At 33.6% G+C, this 18204-nt stretch carries 14 protein-coding genes; 13 read left to right on the top strand and 1 reads right to left on the bottom strand.

Annotated features, from left to right (window positions below; genetic code table 11):
- The first annotated feature begins 9 nt into the window (after positions 1-9).
- Positions 10-846: a polysaccharide deacetylase family protein gene (locus tag BLR17_RS00170; protein WP_083189472.1), complete on the top strand. Its 837-nt coding sequence runs from the start codon at positions 10-12 to the stop codon at positions 844-846.
- A gap of 109 nt (positions 847-955) precedes the next feature.
- Complete coding sequence (locus tag BLR17_RS00165; protein ID WP_139068380.1) at positions 956-4027, top strand: T9SS type B sorting domain-containing protein; 3072 nt, start codon at positions 956-958, stop codon at positions 4025-4027.
- Positions 4028-4107: 80 nt separating this feature from the next.
- Here BLR17_RS00165 and gldA read toward each other — a convergent pair whose 3' ends face one another.
- Complete coding sequence (gene gldA, locus BLR17_RS00160) at positions 4108-5004, bottom strand: gliding motility-associated ABC transporter ATP-binding subunit GldA (protein WP_066328696.1); 897 nt, start codon at positions 5002-5004, stop codon at positions 4108-4110.
- A 287-nt stretch (positions 5005-5291) separates the two neighbouring features.
- On the opposite strand from gldA, the gene BLR17_RS00155 reads away from it, so the two are divergent.
- The 11 genes from BLR17_RS00155 to BLR17_RS00105 all read left to right on the top strand — a co-directional run bounded on the left by BLR17_RS00155 (position 5292) and on the right by BLR17_RS00105 (position 18199).
- Positions 5292-6128 carry a prephenate dehydratase gene (locus BLR17_RS00155; RefSeq protein WP_066328698.1) on the top strand — a complete coding sequence of 279 codons (837 nt, stop codon included), beginning with the start codon at positions 5292-5294 and terminating at the stop codon, positions 6126-6128.
- Between the two features lie 58 nt (positions 6129-6186).
- Positions 6187-7332 (top strand): pyridoxal phosphate-dependent aminotransferase, encoded by a 1146-nt coding sequence (locus BLR17_RS00150; protein ID WP_066328699.1) that lies wholly within the window; start codon positions 6187-6189, stop codon positions 7330-7332.
- Positions 7333-7335: 3 nt separating this feature from the next.
- Positions 7336-8193 carry a prephenate dehydrogenase gene (locus BLR17_RS00145; RefSeq protein ID WP_066328701.1) on the top strand — a complete coding sequence of 286 codons (858 nt, stop codon included), beginning with the start codon at positions 7336-7338 and terminating at the stop codon, positions 8191-8193.
- A 55-nt stretch (positions 8194-8248) separates the two neighbouring features.
- Complete coding sequence (locus BLR17_RS00140) at positions 8249-9331, top strand: bifunctional 3-deoxy-7-phosphoheptulonate synthase/chorismate mutase type II (protein ID WP_066328702.1); 1083 nt, start codon at positions 8249-8251, stop codon at positions 9329-9331.
- Between the two features lie 105 nt (positions 9332-9436).
- Complete coding sequence (gene rsgA / locus BLR17_RS00135) at positions 9437-10414, top strand: ribosome small subunit-dependent GTPase A (RefSeq protein WP_066328703.1); 978 nt, start codon at positions 9437-9439, stop codon at positions 10412-10414.
- A complete protein-coding gene (gene dtd / locus BLR17_RS00130) occupies positions 10414-10866 on the top strand; it encodes a D-aminoacyl-tRNA deacylase (RefSeq protein ID WP_066328705.1) in 453 nt (150 codons plus the stop codon). The genes rsgA and dtd overlap by 1 nt, the downstream gene beginning before the upstream one ends.
- A 193-nt stretch (positions 10867-11059) precedes the next feature.
- Complete coding sequence (locus tag BLR17_RS00125; RefSeq protein ID WP_066328706.1) at positions 11060-13471, top strand: aminotransferase class I/II-fold pyridoxal phosphate-dependent enzyme; 2412 nt, start codon at positions 11060-11062, stop codon at positions 13469-13471.
- A 120-nt stretch (positions 13472-13591) separates the two neighbouring features.
- A complete protein-coding gene (locus BLR17_RS00120) occupies positions 13592-13981 on the top strand; it encodes a DUF7793 family protein (RefSeq protein WP_066328707.1) in 390 nt (129 codons plus the stop codon).
- A 77-nt stretch (positions 13982-14058) separates the two neighbouring features.
- On the top strand, positions 14059-14430 hold the full coding sequence (locus BLR17_RS00115; protein ID WP_066328708.1) for a DUF7793 family protein: 372 nt from the start codon (positions 14059-14061) through the stop codon (positions 14428-14430).
- Positions 14431-14590: 160 nt separating this feature from the next.
- Positions 14591-16111 (top strand): hybrid sensor histidine kinase/response regulator, encoded by a 1521-nt coding sequence (locus BLR17_RS00110; protein ID WP_066328709.1) that lies wholly within the window; start codon positions 14591-14593, stop codon positions 16109-16111.
- A gap of 180 nt (positions 16112-16291) precedes the next feature.
- Positions 16292-18199: a DUF3857 domain-containing protein gene (locus BLR17_RS00105; RefSeq protein ID WP_066328710.1), complete on the top strand. Its 1908-nt coding sequence runs from the start codon at positions 16292-16294 to the stop codon at positions 18197-18199.
- The last annotated feature ends 5 nt before the right edge of the window (positions 18200-18204 follow it).

Here is an 18204-nt window from a genome sequence, read left to right as displayed (position 1 = left end):
TATTTTGTCATGATAAGTATAAAAGAAATTATTCGTTTTCGATATTTTTCAAAGCAGTACACTATTTGGTGTGCTGTTTTTGTTTGTAGTTTATTGGTTTTGTCTTCTTGTAGAAAATACGAAGAAGAATTAGAAATTCCTTTTACGGAAAATTCACAGGCAGGTGTCGCCATTACTTTTGATGATAATTATATTGATCAATGGTATGCCGTAGACCAAATTCTTAAACCGTACAATTGGAAAGCAACTTTTTTTGTTTCTCAATTTAATTCGCTTTCGTACAAAGAATTAAATAAACTAAAATCACTGAAAAAACAAGGTAACGAAATAGGAGGGCATGGTTGGATTCATTTGAAAGCAGCGCCTTTTGAAAAAAAGAATGGGGAAATAAACTACCTGGATGATGAAATTTTTCCGATGCTGAAGTCTATGAGAGAAAAATCGTTGGCGGTACATTCGTTTGCTTATCCTTATGGTTCCAGAGATGCTATTACAGATACGATTTTGCTGCATGAATTCAATATTATAAGAGGTACTACTTATGGCAGTGAGCCGCCGGAGGAGCAAAAATGTTATTTTGATAATAGCAGTAGGGTTCTGTTTGGTTTAGGTATTGATAATAGTTATGCTCAATATAGTATTCCGTATTTTTTGTCTTTATTGGATTATGCCAAAAAGAACAATAAAATTGTCATTTTCTATGCGCATAAACCTGTTGTAAAGGCCAACGGGAAATATGAAACGGAATATAAAACGCTAATAGAAATATGCAGATACATTAAGGAAAACAATATGAAATTTTATACGGTTTCTGAATTGTATCTAAAAGAGATTAATAAAGACTAGTCAATTAGCTATTGTTGGATTTTTCACCGCTTCTTTTCCTGGATTGACCTCAATTTTTGAATATTGATGTTCGTATGTTTTAGTTTTACAAAATTAAATCAGGAACATTTTGAAGGTTAATTATTTCGTAATTATATTGGTTTTTGCTCTGTTTTCTGTTCGAATGCAAGCCCAGCTATGCACAGGAAGCTTAGGTGATCCTGTTGTGAAATTGGATTTTGGCTCAGGGACTGCTACACATGGTTCGGCTTTGGGTTCGGGGATTACAAGTTATACTTATACTTCAGCAGATTTTCCCAGTGATGGTTCCTATACAATTGAAAGCAGGACAAACACATCAGGAACCTGGTGGACAACTACTGACCATACAGGCGGAGGCTATATGATGGTAGTGAATGCGAGTTTTTCAACAACAGATTACTTTTATAAAAATACAGTTACGGGTTTGTGTCCCGGAACAACTTATGAGTTTGCGGCCTGGATTATGAACCTTTTGGTGAGTCGAGATAATAGTCCGCCAAATATCACTTTTACAATTGAAGATACGAGCGGAACGATTTTGGGAACATATAATACGGGAGATATTGGACTGTCATCAACTGCTGTATGGAAACAATATGGATTTTATTTTACAACGCCATCAGGAGTTTCAACTGTTGTTATCCGAATGCGGAATAATAAGGTGGGTGCTGCACCCGGAAATGATATTGCTTTGGATGATATTACTTTTAGAGCTTGTGGGCCAACAGTTACTTCTGCAATCCAAAATGAATCAACAACTAATTTAGAAGTTTGTGAGGGCGAATCAAAACCAATTACATTGTCGGGTTCAGTTTCGTCTTCGGCATATACAACTACAGGTTATCAATGGCAAACGAGTACTGATGGAGGAACAACCTGGACTGATATTTCGGGAGCTAATTCGGCTAATTATACTTTCACATCCGGCGCAGCGGGTACTTTTAAATACCGACTGGCAACTGCTGATATTTCGAATATTTCGTCTTCAAACTGCCGTATTTTTTCGAACGAAATAACCATTGTTGTCAAATCGGGTTCGGTGGCACCAACTTTTACAACCGTTCAGCCTACTTGCGACCTGCCTTCGGGAACGATTAATATTACTACAGCAGCTAATACAACCTATAGTATTGATGGAGTGAATTATCAGGTATCGGGTGTTTTTTCAGGTTTGGTAGGAGGAGATTATAATGTAACGGCAAAATTAAATTCGGGATGTGCCTCGAGCCCGGTTGTGGCGCATATTAATAGTGTTGCTACTTCGAGTGAAGTACCTGTCTATTTGGTAATTCAGCCGGTAATTTGTACTAATCCTTATGGGACAATTACGGTGACTAGTTCAAATGCTGAATACAGTTTTGATAACGGACAAACATGGCAAAGCAGTAATGTAAAAACTGGATTGATTCCGGGGGATTATTTGGTGAAAACCAGAAACAGTTCTTTGTGTGAAACGGCGGCTGCTACAGTAAATATTGCTGTGCCTCCGGGTTATCCGCCTACGCCATCGGTTACGGTCATTCAACCTGATTGTATTGTTACAACAGGATCGATTACAATTTCAGATGTTGCTGCAGCTTATAGTTTTGACGGAGGAACTAACTGGGGAACTGCAAATTCTAAAAATAATTTAGTTGCCGGAACTTATCAGGTTTTGATAAAAAATAATTTGGGATGTAGCTCTCTTGTGGCTAATGAAGTGGTGTTGAATCCATATATAAATAACGAACCGCTTCCTGTTGCAACTTCTCCTCAAAGTTTTTGTGTGCAGGACAATAAATCGCTAAACGATATTGTTGTTTCAGGAACTAATATAAAATGGTATGATGCGTCTACTTTAGGAAATTTGTTGAGCGGAACAACAATTTTAACGAATAAAACTTATTATGCTTCGCAGACTGTTTCCATTTGCGAAAGCGAAAGAATTCCTGTGACAATAAATATTCAAACTACAGCTGCACCAACAGGAAATGTGACTCAGAATTTTTGTTCTACTCAAAATGCAACTATTAGTTTTTTAGAGGCTACAGGAACAGCAATTGTTTGGTATGATGCTGCTGCAAACGGAAGTGTTTTGAGTAGTTCGACTCCATTGATTGATGGGAGAACTTACTATGCTTCGCAAACGCTGAATGGCTGTGCAAGTGTGAACAGGCTTGCTGTTACAGTAGCAATAAGTACGCCAACGTTGGTTGTGAATGATGTGGCGGATTCATTTTGTGACGATTTGAATGATGGGGTTGAAATAGTGAATTTAGTATCTTATAATAGAGCGATTACTTCGGATGCATCCGCGCAAATTCGTTTTTATACTTCTCTCGCAGCTGCTCAAAATCAAAATAGTTCTGATGAAATAGTTTCTGCAAATACCTATAATTTGCAAACAGGTGTAACGACGCTGTATGCCAGAGTGGATTCGAATGATAAATGTTATCAGGTTGTAAAAGTAGTACTGACTTTGTTTTCAAATCCTGTAATTGCTATTGCTGATGAGGTGTCGCTTTGTGAAAACTCAAATGTTAATATTGACGCAGGAGCTGGTTTTGATAGTTATTTGTGGTCAACGGCTGAAACAACGCAGTCTATAAGTGTTTCCGCTGTGGGGAATTATTCGGTAACAGTTGCTAAAAATAATGGGGCTATAAGTTGTTCTGCGACTAAGGATTTTGTGGTTGCTTTGTCTAATGCGGCTGTAATTAGCTCCATTGATATTGTGGACTGGACCGATAATCAAAATGCTATTACGGTTAATTTATCGGCTGCGGGTTTAGGTGATTATGAGTATTCTTTAGACGGTGTTAACTATCAGGATGAAAATGTTTTTACAGGATTGTTGAGTGGAACGTATACGGTGTATGTGCGTGATAAAAATGGCTGTGGAATAGTAACTCAAGTAGTGTATATTTTAAATTATCCTAAGTTTTTCACGCCTAATGGCGACGGTTTTAATGATAGTTGGGCAGTGAAACTATCAGAGACAGAGTCTAATTTGAAGACAAGAATATTTGACAGATATGGCAAGTTTTTGAAAGAGTTTGGGAATACTTCTTCATGGGACGGAACTTATAATGGTCACCAATTGCCGTCAGATGATTATTGGTTTGAGGTGTTTAGAGGGGATAATAAAATTTACAGAGGACATTTCGCAATGAAAAGATAATATTAGATTTGGGTTTCTAAAAAGAAAAGAGCTCGTTTCATTTTTTTTGAAAGAGCTCTTTTTGATTTTAAAAGTGGATGTTATTTGGTGATTTCTCTAAAAATAGCTTCCAGATTTTTATTCTTTTGATTCAGTTGAAGGGTTTTCAAGCCATTGGCAGTGGCAAAATCAAAGACTACAGAACGCATGTCTTTGTCGGTTTTAAAAACCAGTTCCCAGGTCATATCGTGTGTGTTTTTATACGAAATTAAATTCTCGATTTTAGCGATGGCCTGTTCCTCGATTTTATAATCGAATTCGACTTCAATAATTTGTTCTTTTTCTTCCGAAATAAGATGGTCTAGTTTTTTATCGGCAACTATTTTTCCGTTGTTGATGATAATCACGCGATCACAAATAGCTTCTACTTCCTGCATGATGTGAGTAGAAAGAAAAACGGTTTTGTCTTTTCCTGCATTCTTAATAAGGTTACGGATTTCCAAAAGTTGGTTTGGATCAAGACCGGTTGTTGGTTCGTCCAGAATCAAAACATCAGGATTGTGAAGTAAAGCATTTGCAAGTCCTACACGTTGACGGTATCCTTTAGAAAGTTCTCCTATTTTTTTATGGCTTTCGGCGCTTAAACCTGTTAGCTGGATTACTTCTTCAATACGGGATTTGGCAACTTTATAAACATCGGCATTAAAACCCAGATATTCTCTCACGTATAAATCCAGATACAACGGATTGTGCTCTGGCAAATAACCAATAGAAAGTTGAACTGCCTTTGGATTAGAGTTTACATCTTGTTCGTTAACCAATGCTGTACCTTCGTCGGTAGAAAGGTAGGTTGTCAATATTTTCATCAACGTAGATTTTCCGGCTCCATTTGGTCCTAAAAAGCCAACGATTTCTCCTTTTTTTATAGAAAATGAAATGTTGTCCAAGGCTTTTTGGGCGCCATAACTTTTAGATATATTTTTTACTTCTATTGACATGTTTATTTGATATTTAGGGCAAAAATAAACAGAAAAAGGATTGCTTTATTTTTTTTATACAAAATGCAAAATATTTTTTGCTGAATTAAAAATTAATTATACATTTGCAGAGTAAAAATTAATAAAGATAATTATATCTCACAATGTCAAATAACCGTTTCTATTTTAGCTTTTCTTTTTATTTCTTTAGCGAGAGATAAGGATTGTGCTATGGTAATTTGAAAAATAAATAAACAAATAAAACTAATATACAATCCTGATGAAAATCAGGATTTTTTTTTGAATAAATGGAAACAAAAATTGCAATACAAGGTATACTAGGTTCTTTTCATCATCAGGTGGCTCAGGAGTATTATGGTAAGGAAGTGGTTGTTGATGAATGTATGTCTTTTGAGGAATTAGTAGATAGTCTTTTGTCAGGGAAATCATCTCAGGCAGTAATGGCTATTGAAAATTCTATTGCGGGACCTATTATTCCTAATTATGCTTTGATTGATAAGAATAAATTGCACATTATTGGAGAACATTATTTGAGTATTCATCAAAACCTGATGGCTTTAAAAGGTCAGAAGATTGAAGATATTACCGAAGTATATTCGCATCCGATGGCTTTGTTGCAATGTATGGATTTTTTGAAAAAATACCCACACATTAAATTAGTTGAAGATAAAGATACGGCTGAAACAGCAAGAAGAATTCAGGAAAAACAATTAAAAGGTATTGCTGCAATTGCGAGTAAAACAGCAGCAGAAATGTATGATTTGGAAATCCTGGCTCCCGAAATCCAAACGATTAAAAATAACATGACTCGTTTTGTGATTATTCAAAAGGAAAATTCATTTGTTTCGGAAGAAGAGATAAACAGAGCTTCTCTGAAATTTGAATTGGATCACAAACGCGGAAGTTTGGCGGCAGTTTTGAATGTAATGAGCGATTGTAAAATGAATTTGACTAAAATTCAATCGTTGCCAAAGATAGAAACGCCTTGGAAATATTCTTTTTTTGTTGATGTTACTTTCGAAAAGTACGAAGACTATGCAAAAGCAAAATCTTTGTTAGAAATTATGGCAGAATATTTTAAAGTGTTAGGCGAGTACACCAATACAAAACCTAGTTTGATTTAAATAAAAAAGTAAAAGCAGATTGTCAATTTGAACCAAGTTCAAAAGCGAAAGAATAAAAATGATTACAACAGCAAACAGATTAAATACAGTTGAAGAATACTACTTCTCTTCAAAATTGAGAGAGGTAAGACAATTGGCAGCAGAAGGAAAGCCTATTATCAATATGGGAATTGGAAGCCCTGATTTGGCTCCGGCACAGGCTGTGATTGACGCGGTTGCTTTAGCTATGCAGGATGTAAATGCTCATGGTTATCAAAGTTATCAGGGATTGCCTGAGTTGCGAAAAAGCATGGCTGATTTTTATCAGAACAATTTTCAGGTAGCATTAAATCCAAATACGGAAATTTTGCCTTTGATGGGTTCGAAAGAAGGAATCATGCATATTTCAATGGCTTTTTTGAATGAAGGAGATCAGGTTTTAATTCCTAATCCTGGTTATCCAACGTATACTTCGGTTACGAATTTAGTGGGAGCGGAGGCTGTTTATTACGATTTGGCAGAAGCTAATAATTGGGAACCTGATTTTGAGGCTTTAGAAAAATTGGATTTATCCAAAGTAAAATTGATGTGGATAGGTTATCCGCACATGCCTACAGGAGCCAGAGGAAGTTTAGCTTTGTTTGAAAAGTTAGTGGCTTTCGCCAAAAAACATCAGATATTGTTAGTAAATGACAATCCGTACAGTTTTGTTTTGAATGACAATCCGATGAGTTTGTTGCAGGTGGAAGGAGCTAAAGAAGTAGCTTTGGAATTGAACTCTTTGAGTAAGACTTTTAACATGGCAGGATGGAGAGTAGGAATGGTTTCCGGAAATGCTGAATTGATCGATGCTGTTTTAAGAGTGAAAAGTAATATGGATAGCGGAATGTTTTTTGGAATCCAAAAAGGCGCTATCGAAGCATTAAAAAGTGATAAATCATGGTTTAATTCCATGAATGAAATATATAAAAAACGCCGCGTTTTAACCGAGCAATTGGCTGAAAAATTAGGTTGTAAAGTTTATAAAGAAGGAGTAGGTTTATTTGTTTGGGCAAAATTGCCGGAAGGAATTGAATCAGCTGAGAAGTTTATCGATCAGATATTGCACGAGAAATATATTTTTATTGCGCCGGGAACTATTTTTGGTTCAAACGGAGAAGGATATATTCGATTTGCATTATGTGTGAAAGAAGAAAAAGTACAGGAAGCAATAGATAGATTTTAGAAAATGAAAGTATTTGTAATAGGTATTGGTTTAATAGGCGGTTCGATGGTTTTAGACATCAAAGCGCTGTATCCGGGTGCCACTATTTACGGAATAGACAATAACGAAAAACATTTGCAACAGGCATTAGAGTTAGGCGTTATTGATGTTGCCGCTACAATGGAAGATTTGTCTGAGGCAGATTTTGTAATTGTTTCGGTTCCTGTAAATGTTGCTATTGGATTATTACCTAAAGTATTGGATTTGGTTGGTGATAATGCTATTGTTTTTGAAGTAGGTTCGACTAAAAATCCAATTTGTCAGGCAATTGCGAATCATCCTAAAAGAAGAAATTTTATTGCAACTCATCCTATTGCAGGAACTGAATTTTCGGGACCATCGGCAGCGTTGAGAGATTTGTTCAGAGGAAAAACAAATATCATTTGCGAAGTAGAGAAAACGGCTTTCAAATTACAGGAAAAAGCATTAGAAGTTTTCAATAAAATGGGAATGCGTATTCGTTATATGGATCCAAAATCACACGATAAGCACATTGCTTACGTTTCGCATTTATCGCACATCAGTTCCTTTATGTTAGGAAAAACAGTGATTAATAAAGAGAAAGACGAGCAGGATATTTTTGACATGGCGGGTTCCGGATTTGAAAGTACCGTGAGATTGGCTAAAAGTTCGCCAGCGATGTGGACGCCAATTTTTGAACAGAATAAAACGCAGGTTTTAGAATCATTGGAAGAATATATTTCTAATCTGACCCAGTTTAGGGATTTGTTGGCACAGGATGATTACAATGCAATCTATGAAGAAATGGCAAGTGTCAATAAGATTAGAGAAATATTAAACGGAATAGGCGTTAAAAAATAGGAGTAAAAAGAATAAATATATACAACACAAATTAAAAAGAAATAAATTTTAAAAGATGGAAAACAACAAAGAAATGAGAAATTGGTTGGATGCTTTCAAATTGAATCATCCATTTGTGATAGCAGGACCTTGTAGTGCTGAAACTGAAGAGCAGGTATTGAAAATTGCTCACGAATTGAAAAATTCAGATGTAAGCGTATTCAGAGCAGGAATTTGGAAACCAAGAACTCGTCCGGGAGGATTTGAAGGAATTGGAGAAATAGGATTAAAATGGTTGAAAAAAGCTAAAGAAGAAACAGGATTGTTGATGGGAACTGAGGTTGCTACAGCTGCTCACTGTAAATTAGCTTTAGAATATGATATCGATGTATTATGGGTTGGAGCTCGTACAACAGCTAATCCATTTGCAGTTCAGGAAATTGCTGATACATTGGCTGGAACTGATAAAATTGTTTTGGTTAAAAACCCTGTAAACCCTGATATGGCTTTATGGTTAGGTGGTGTTGAGCGTTTGCACATGGCTGGTATTAAGAATTTAGGAGTTATCCACAGAGGTTTTTCTACTTATGAGAAAACGAAATACAGAAACATTCCTGAGTGGCAAATTGCTATCGAATTACAAAACAAATTCCCTGATTTACCATTAATTATCGATCCATCTCATATTACTGGAAACCGTAACATGATTCTTGAAGTAACTCAGGAAGCTTTAGATTTGAACTATGACGGTATGATTATCGAAACGCATAATGATCCTGATAACGCTTGGTCTGATGCAGCTCAACAAGTTACTCCGGATGCTTTGAAACAAATCTTGAAAGATTTGAAAATTAGAAAAGTAAGTGGAGATACTGCTGATTTCGAACAAAAAATGTCTAAATTAAGAGCTAACATCGATGTTTTAGATGCTAATTTATTAGAGCTTTTAGGAAAAAGAATGAAAGTAGCTGACGAAATTGGTCAGGTGAAAAAAGAAAACAATGTAGCTGTGTTGCAAAACAACCGTTGGAATGAAATCCAGGAAAAAATGGTTGCAGAAGGTTCTAAAAAAGGATTGTCAGAAGAATTTATTACTAAATTGTTCAAATCAATTCACCAGGAAAGTATCGAACATCAGGAGAAAATTATCAACGGATAATTGATTTTCCAGATATTTTAAAATCCCTTTGACTGTCTTAGTTAAAGGGATTTTTTATTTTTATCGAATGGCTCAAAACTTTAAACAAAAAATTATCTTTGCAGCATGACAGGAATCGTTTATAAATCAACAGGGAGCTGGTACACGGTAAAATCCGATGAAGGGAATTTTGTGGAGTGTAGAATTAAAGGAAAGTTTAGGATGAAAGGTATCAAAAGTACAAATCCTATTGCTGTGGGCGACCGTGTTGATTTTGAACTGGAAGAAAATAATGATCAAATAACGGGAGTGATTAATACCATTCAGGACAGGAAAAATTATATTGTTAGAAAATCAGTTAATCTTTCTAAGCAAACTCATATTATTGCTTCTAATATTGATATTGTATTCTTGTTAGTTACAATTAATAATCCGCCTACCACTACCAGTTTTATTGATCGTTTTCTAGTAACTGCCGAGGCTTATGGTATCGAAGCAATTTTAGTTTTTAATAAAATCGATACTTTTGATGAAGCTGCTTTAGACGAACAGTTATTCCTTCAATATACTTATGAAAATATAGGTTACCAATGTTTGCGTGTTTCTGCTCAGGAACGCAAAGGTTTGGATAAACTAATGTTCTTAATGAAAGATAAGGTGAGTATGTTTTCAGGGCATTCTGGAGTTGGAAAATCAACTTTGGTAAATGCTATTGAACCGGGCTTGAATTTGAAAACAAAACAAATTTCCGATTCTCATTCGCAAGGACAGCACACTACTACTTTTGCCGAAATGTTTGATCTTTCTTTTGGAGCCAAAATTATTGACACACCCGGAATTAGAGGTTTTGGTGTGGTAGATATGGAAAAAGAAGAAATCAGTGATTATTTTCCGGAATTTTTTAGATTAAAAGACAAATGCAAGTTCAATAACTGTCTGCATAAAGAAGAGCCCAAATGTGCTGTTAAAGAAGCCTTAGAGAAAGAAGAAATTGCCTGGTCACGTTACAATAGTTATCTTAAAATCTTAGAGGGTGATGACGAACATTATCGTACTGATATTTATGATGAGGACCGAAAAAATAGCGATAAATCCAGAGGTTAATGAGAGTTGTAATTCAAAGGGTTTCCGAAGCTTCAGTAACGATAGATTCCCAAATAGTAGCTTCAATTCAAAAAGGTTTATTGGTTCTTGTAGGTATTGAAGATGCCGATAATCAAGAAGATATTGATTGGCTGACGGCTAAAATTGCTAAAATCCGCATTTTTGGAGATGAAAATGATGTGATGAATTTATCGGTTCAGGATATTGATGGAGATATAATTGTGGTGAGTCAGTTTACACTTCATGCAGGCACTAAAAAAGGAAACCGTCCTTCTTACATAAAAGCTTCCAAACCTGAAATAGCGATTCCCCTTTACGAAAATTTTGTTCGAAAATTAGAACAGGAAATCGGTAAAAAAGTACAAACCGGTCGGTTTGGTGCCGATATGAAAGTAGGTCTCATTAATGATGGACCTGTTACGATACTAATTGATAGTAAAAACAGAGAGTAAAACTTGATTTATAAATACGACAGCTCTAATAGGGGCTGTTTTTTTGTTATATTTGGTTGTATTCATAAAGGATAGTTTTTTACAATTCAATACTGTTTTTGCCCCGAAATAGTTTTGCGTTTGTTATTGCTTCGTTGTTATTACAATGACTAAACAACAGATTAAATTATTTATTAATTAATATTTCGGAATTTTGGCAAAAATAAATCACAATAATTATTTGGATGTTGTTGATAATGTGTGGACCTCTGCAAAAGAAAAAGGAATCATGCATATTAATTCAGAAGAACAAAGTTTTAAAGGTGAAAAATTCAGTATTAAAGGCAGAGAATTAATCAATTTTGGAACCTGTGGTTATTTGGGTTTAGAAACGCATCCTGATTTGATAGCCGGTTCAATTGAATTGACAAGGAAATTTGGAACTCAGTTGTCAATGTCCAGAGCCTATATTCGTCCTGCTTATATTCAGGAGTTGGAAGAGTTAATGTCTCAGCTATTTGATGGTAATAAAGTGATTTGTTATACTTCAACATCCAATGCTCATATTTCGGTTATTGCTACAATTATTAAGCCGGATGATTTAATTATACTCGACCAGCAAGTGCATTTTAGTGTGCAGTTTCCCTGTAAAAACACCAAATTACAAGGGACAGAAGTAAAAATGGTCAGACATTCCAATTATGAGATGCTGGAGGAAATGATTCGTGAGAATTATAATAAATACAATCGTATTTGGTACATGGCGGATGGTGTTTATTCGATGCACGGTGATTTGCCTGATACCATTATTTTGAAAAGATTATTGGATAAATATCCAAAATTGCATTTGTATTTTGATGATGCACACGGTATGGGTTGGGTTGGAAAAAATGGAGCTGGCTATATTTATGACCGATTAGGAGCTAGTGAGCGTATTGTTATTATATCAACATTGGCAAAAGGTTTTGGCTGTGTAGGAGGAATGGCCATTTTTGCGGATTCCGAAATGTATCGTAGAACCGATATTTTTGGAGGACCATTAAGTTATTCGCATCCTTTGTCTCCGGCTAATGTAGGAGCAGCAATCGCTTCGGCAAAAATTCATTTGTCTGACGATATTTATACCTATCAGTCCGAATTAAAAGACTTGATGAATTATATGAATTTGAGATTGGAAGAAAAAAATCTGACGAATATTTCTTCTCCGGATTCTCCTATTTATTTTATCGGAAGTGGCTTGAATAAGGTAACACGCAATTTTGTTCATCGCATTTTGGAAGAAGGAATTTATGTAAATACAGCGACATTTCCGGTTGTTCCTAACGATAAATCCGGTTTGCGATTTACTTTAACACGTCATAATACAAAAGCAGATATCGATTTATTGACCGATGCAATGGCGTATCATTTGCCAAAGGCTGTTGAAGAAGAAGGTGATAGTGTTGAAAGAGTTTATAAAGAATTTGGATATCATTTGCAGCAAAAAGAAGATTGTTTATTAGTAGAACCAATAAAAAATTCGAACTTAATTGTTGAAGAATATACAACAATTCACGATATTAATACAGCTGATTGGAACTTAATGTTTAAGGATAGGGGAAACATCAGTCATTCGGGAATGCAATGCATGGAAGAAATTTTTTCTAATAATGAGCAGCCCGAAGAGAATTGGAGTTTTCATTATATAATAGTTAAAGATAAAACAGGGAAGTTAGTATTGGCTACATTTTTCACAGGAGCTATTTATAAAGATGATATGGTAGCACAGGAAAATGTTTCTAAACAAATTGAAGAGGTGCGTAAGACTGATCCTTATTATTTGTGTTCAAAAACATTAGCAATGGGTTCTTTGTTTTGCGAGGGGGATTTTATATATCAGGACACTCAGCATACTGAATGGAGAAATTCGGTTAATTATTTATTTGATTTTGTTTCCAAAGTAAAAAAAGATATTGATGCCAAAGTGGTTATTTTTAGGGATTTTGAAGAAGGAGGTTTTTTAAACCAGATGTTGGAAGATGAAGGCTATGCTAAAATGAGAATGCCCAATACTAATATTATAAGCCATTCAAAATGGAATACGAAAGAAGAGCTACTTTCGCTTCTGAATTCTAAAAATAGTATAAATAATATTAAGCGTTACGTTTTTAAATACGAAGACCAATTTGATGTCGCTATCAAGAAAAAATTGACAGATAAAGAGGCTGAAAAGCATTATCAGTTGTTTTTGAATGTCAAGAAAGCTAATTATGCATTTAATTTTTTTGCTTATCCAGAGAAAACAGTAAAAATTTTATCCAAATACTCTGATTGGGAGTTTCTCGAATTTCGTATTAAAGGTTCTGATGAATTAATAGGTTGTATTTGGTTTTTTATTGGTGAAAATCATGCATGTCCACTTATTGTTGGATTAAATTATGATTATATTAAATCACATCATTTATATAAACAAATTATGTACTATATGGTAAAAAGAGGAAATGATTTAGGAAAGGCAAAAACCTATTTAGGTTTAACTTCGGATTATGAAAAGCAAAAATATGGCGCAAAATCAATTCCTTTTTACGGTTATTTAAAAGTTGATAATATATATAATTTGGATTTGTTATCTTCGCTAAGTGATTAAATTTTTGCAAAAATAACTGCCTAAAAAAATATTCTCTATGATTATATTTTAGGATGTTTTTGTTTTCACTAAAATATTTAAATTTTAAAAACAGTTAAATTTCTATTTAAATAAAAAACAATGGTTATCAAAGAAGCAGAAAATGATTTTATTAAATTTTGGATAGAAGATGGTATTCTGTATTCTAAATTTAAGCAACCAACAATTGTCAACATAGAAAAAATAAAAGCGTTAATTGAGTTACGCCACGAAATATCAGAAGGTGAAAAACAATATTGGTGTTATGATTTTGATGGAATTAAATCTTATGATAAAGAAGCACGAGATTACGCCGAAATATATGGGCAGGAATATTTACACGCATGTGCGGTAATTTTTAATTCTCATATAGCAAAATTTACTCTTAATGCATTTATGATATTGAAAACACCTCTTATTCCTTTAAAAGGTTTTACAAAAAAAAGCGAAGCCGTTAAGTGGTTAAATGAGTTAAAGAGAAAAAATGGCTAATTTTAATTGTAACTACAATATAATTTGCTGGCTGTAGAAGTGAAAAATATGGAATTAATAAGCAGAAAATAATGAAGATGAATTCTGTTAAAAATGATTATATAGAATTTTGGTTGGAAAATGGAATTCTGTTTTCAAAATTCCGGGAGGGAGTTGAAATTGATGTTGAAAGGATGAAAGGAGTGGTCAGACTTAGAGAAGAAATTTCAAATGGAGAAAATCAATGTTGGTTGTATGATTTAGGAAATGTAAAATTTATTACTAAAGAAGCTCGCGATTATGCGGATAAATATGGTCAAAATTATCTCAAAGTTGTGGCAGTAATAGTAGATTCTCATATAACAAAGTTTATTTATAATACTTATATTAAATTAAAAAAACCTATTATGCCTTTCTTGGTCTTTACCAATAGAGAGAAAGCTGTAGAATGGTTGAGAGATAAAAGATAAAAGAGTGTAAAACAATTGTAGAAATATATTTTAAATTATTAATTAGTAAATTTTTTTTAAAAGATATTTCTTATATTTATTTTTGATACGTAATAATTATTTTACTTTTTCGTTAAGGTAGAGAAAAAATAATCATCCAATATTGAACATAGCATAATAAATGTCCAAACTAGAAAAAATATTAGCCTTAGTGCGTTCCATAAACGAAGATGAGTTTCAGGAACAATTAACTCATGGAGATAGTCTGGACGATGTTTATGAGGAATTATTGTTTTTGGCAAAAAAAATTGAATCTAAAAAGAAGCGTACCGGGGTAATTATAGAGCAAATATCGAATTGTTTTGCAGGAGATTTTTTTAATTATTTGCCAATTTCGGAAGAAAATGACGAATTGGATGTTTTTTGTATGGGGTTCAATACCTATATCGAGGAATTGAAATCTGCTATGGTTTCCAAAAAATTACTGGAAACGATAAATGGAAAATTAGCTGAAGCAAAAGAACGTACAGAGCAATTAGTTTTTACAAAGGATCAATTCTTGTCGGGGATGAGTCATGAGATTCGAACTCCGCTTAATGGAATTATAGGATTTGCTGATTTGTTGTTGAATAGTCCTTCGTTAGATACTGAAACTAAAGAACAGTTGGGATATATTAAAATGTCTGCTGATGTTTTAATGGTGACGATAAATGATATTTTAGATTTAGCAAAAATTGAATCGGGTCAGGTTGTTATTTCTGATAAACCATTTAATTTGATTGAATTAACCCGATTGCTGCGTGAAATATTTTCGGTAAAAATAGCTGATAAAGAAATTGATTTACAGCTTGTTATTGATGAAGAAGTGCCGTCTTTACTTTGTGGTGATTCAGTAAGAGTTTCTCAGATTTTATTTAACTTAATGAGTCATGCAATTAAGTTAACTCCTGTTAATGGAAAAATTAGATTGAAAATCAAATTGCAAGATGAAGAAGAAGGTTCCTATTCGGTAAGAATTACTGTAAAAGATTCGGGGATAGGAATGACTGCTAAGCAATTAGAAGGAATTTTCGATCCTTTTGTTCAGGTAAGTAATGATGTTGTGGCTCAAAATGAAGGCACAGGTTTAGGATTAACCATTGTCAAAAAGATAGTTAATCTGATGAATGGTGAGATTGTTGTAAAAAGCAAAGCGAATCTTGGTACAAAATTTACAGTAACATTGCCTTTTTCTAAAAGTACTCATTATTCGTCAAGTTCTGAATCTTCAGTTGAAAGCGAAAATAAAATAAGCGTTTCTGTTGATAGTAGTAAGAAAATGAAAGTATTATTAGCGGAAGATGATCGTATTAATCAAATTTTAGTTCAGAAAGTTTTATCTAATTATAATATCGATTGTGTTGCAGTAGGAAACGGAAGATTAGCTGTTGATGCTTTAATTCAGGATGATTTTGATTTAGTTTTGATGGATTTAATGATGCCTGTTTTGAATGGCTATGAAGCCGCTTCAGAAATTCGGAAATTAAAAAATCATAGTAAAAAAAATATTCCTATTCTGGCGCTTTCGGCAGTAGTAACCGATACTGTGGTCAATGTCTGTAAGACGGTTGGAATTGATGAATATCTCTCAAAACCCTTTGATTCTGAAGAGTTGTATAATGTAATCACTGAGTTGATTGTTAAGAAAAACAACTTTGTATAAATGATTTTTTAAAATTTCATTTAATATCTCCTAAAGTCAATAATAAATTTGTTTTTAACAGGATTTAGTTTATTTTTGATTACCACGAAAAATTAAAATGACCAAAAACACAAAGTGTAAGTCTATAGATGGATTTATAATTTGTGTTTCTCTGCTATGGTTTTAATTCCTTAATTATAAATGAATATAAAAAATGTTATAATAGCCTTAGTGGCTGTTTTTTCGTGCACAGTTTGTGCACAAAAGAGTGAATACCCAATTGCTGCAATTGCAGAAGAATTAAAAGATAATGCTAATGCTGTTGTTCGTCTTGAAAAGACAGACATCAATATTGCTTCACAAAGGAGTATGAATGTCAAAACTTATCGGGCTATTACTGTTTTGAACCAAAAAGGTTTAAGTGCAGTTAATGGTTATGAAAACTATGATAAAACAACTACTGTTAAATCTATTGAAGCCGTAGTCTATGATGTTTTTGGTAATGAAATAAAAAGGATAAAGCGAAAAGATTTTAAAGACCAAAGTGCTGCCGGAGAAGGTACATTGTTTTCTGATAATAGGGTTTTGTTTTTAGATTATACTCCTGTAAATTATCCTTTTACCATAGTTTATCAAAGTGAAGTTGCTACTTCAAATACGGCTTTTATTCCTAAATGGTATCCTGTTTCGGAATTCTATGTTAGTGTTGAAAAAAGTATTTTTAATATTAGCTATCCAAATAATTTAGGATTTAAGAAAAAAGAAATCAATTTTTCAAATTTTACTATTCAAAAGACTACTGATACTGCTACTCAGTTGTCGTATTCAGCGTCAAACATTCCAGCACTTAAGTCAGAACCTTATGCTTCGCAATCTCTTCTTTTTCCAAGAGTAATGTTGGGGTTAGAGATTTTTAATTTAGAAGGGATTGATGGAAATGCAACTTCTTGGATTGAGTTTGGTAAATGGTGGAATAGTAAAATATTAGAAGGCAAAAATGAATTGTCAGAAGAAACTAAAAATAAAATGATTGCACTTGTGGGTAATGAAAAAGATCCAATTGCGAAGGCAAAACTTATATATAATTATGTTCAACAAAAAGTTAGATATGTTAGTATTCAGGAAGGAATTGGTGGATGGATGCCTATGTCTGCTAAAGATGTAGATCGCTTAGGTTATGGTGATTGTAAGGCATTGTCTAATTATACTAAAGCATTATTAGAGGCTGTAGGTGTACAATCTTTTTACACAAAAGTTTATGGAGATCGATATAAGATTGATATTGTTTCAGATTTTGTTTCAACACAAGGGAATCATATTATTCTTGCTATTCCTAATGGTAATAATTATACTTTTTTAGAATGTACCAGTCAAGATGATCCTTTTGGATATCAGGCTAATTTTACCGACGATAGAGATGTTTTAATCATTAAGCCTGAAGGAGGAGAAATTGTAAGAACTAAGAATTATGAAGATAATGGGAATTGTCAAAATAGTATTGGGAGTTATGTGTTAACTGAAGAAGGAGATTTGACGGGGAATATTAAAATGATGTCTTCCGGGGCTCAGTATGGTCATAAAACTAATGTAGAAAAGTTGCAGCCTGTTGAAAAAGAAGAGCATTATAAAGAATATTGGGATCATATCAATAATTTAAAAATTGAAAAGAGTTCCTTTTCTAATGATAAAGAAAAAATTCAATTTACAGAGAATGTGCAAATAAGCGCTAAGAATTACGGTAGTGTTTTAAATGGCAAAATGATGTTTGTTGTAAATGTCTATAATTTGAATTCAAATTCAGTTAAGAGAGTGCGAAATCGGAAAAGTCCATTTGAAATCCAAAGAGGTTATCTGGATACCGATGAAGTCAATGTAGCTTTGCCTAAAGGTTACAAGATTGAGTTTTTGCCTGATAATTTCGAGCTGAAAGGGAAATTTGGTGAATGTAAAACGGAAGTCGTTAAAAAAGAAGATGGCTCTTTGGTATATAAACGTAGTTTACTTGTAAATAAAGGAGTTTATTCCAGTGCAGAATATGAAGATTATCGTCTTTTTATGGAACAAATTTCAAGAAATGATAATGCTAAAATTATACTAACCAAGATTTAAACCAA

It is taken from the genome of Flavobacterium glycines, assembly GCF_900100165.1.
GTDB lineage: Bacteria > Bacteroidota > Bacteroidia > Flavobacteriales > Flavobacteriaceae > Flavobacterium > Flavobacterium glycines.
The sequence above is the reverse complement of the archived record's forward strand: the minus strand, read 5'-3'. Positions and strand labels throughout refer to the sequence as shown.

Excerpts from the sequence above, each read along its gene's own strand:
- BLR17_RS00170 (WP_083189472.1), top strand. The coding sequence starts at position 10 with ATGATAAGTATAAAAGAAATTATTCGTTTTCGATATTTTTCAAAGCAG.
- gldA (WP_066328696.1), bottom strand. The coding sequence starts at position 5,004 with ATGTCAATAGAAGTAAAAAATATATCTAAAAGTTATGGCGCCCAAAAA.
- BLR17_RS00155 (WP_066328698.1), top strand. The coding sequence starts at position 5,292 with ATGGAAACAAAAATTGCAATACAAGGTATACTAGGTTCTTTTCATCAT.
- BLR17_RS00150 (WP_066328699.1), top strand. The coding sequence starts at position 6,187 with ATGATTACAACAGCAAACAGATTAAATACAGTTGAAGAATACTACTTC.
- BLR17_RS00145 (WP_066328701.1), top strand. The coding sequence starts at position 7,336 with ATGAAAGTATTTGTAATAGGTATTGGTTTAATAGGCGGTTCGATGGTT.
- BLR17_RS00140 (WP_066328702.1), top strand. The coding sequence starts at position 8,249 with ATGGAAAACAACAAAGAAATGAGAAATTGGTTGGATGCTTTCAAATTG.
- rsgA (WP_066328703.1), top strand. The coding sequence starts at position 9,437 with ATGACAGGAATCGTTTATAAATCAACAGGGAGCTGGTACACGGTAAAA.
- dtd (WP_066328705.1), top strand. The coding sequence starts at position 10,414 with ATGAGAGTTGTAATTCAAAGGGTTTCCGAAGCTTCAGTAACGATAGAT.
- BLR17_RS00120 (WP_066328707.1), top strand. The coding sequence starts at position 13,592 with ATGGTTATCAAAGAAGCAGAAAATGATTTTATTAAATTTTGGATAGAA.
- BLR17_RS00115 (WP_066328708.1), top strand. The coding sequence starts at position 14,059 with ATGAATTCTGTTAAAAATGATTATATAGAATTTTGGTTGGAAAATGGA.
- BLR17_RS00110 (WP_066328709.1), top strand. The coding sequence starts at position 14,591 with ATGTCCAAACTAGAAAAAATATTAGCCTTAGTGCGTTCCATAAACGAA.
- BLR17_RS00105 (WP_066328710.1), top strand. The coding sequence starts at position 16,292 with ATGAATATAAAAAATGTTATAATAGCCTTAGTGGCTGTTTTTTCGTGC.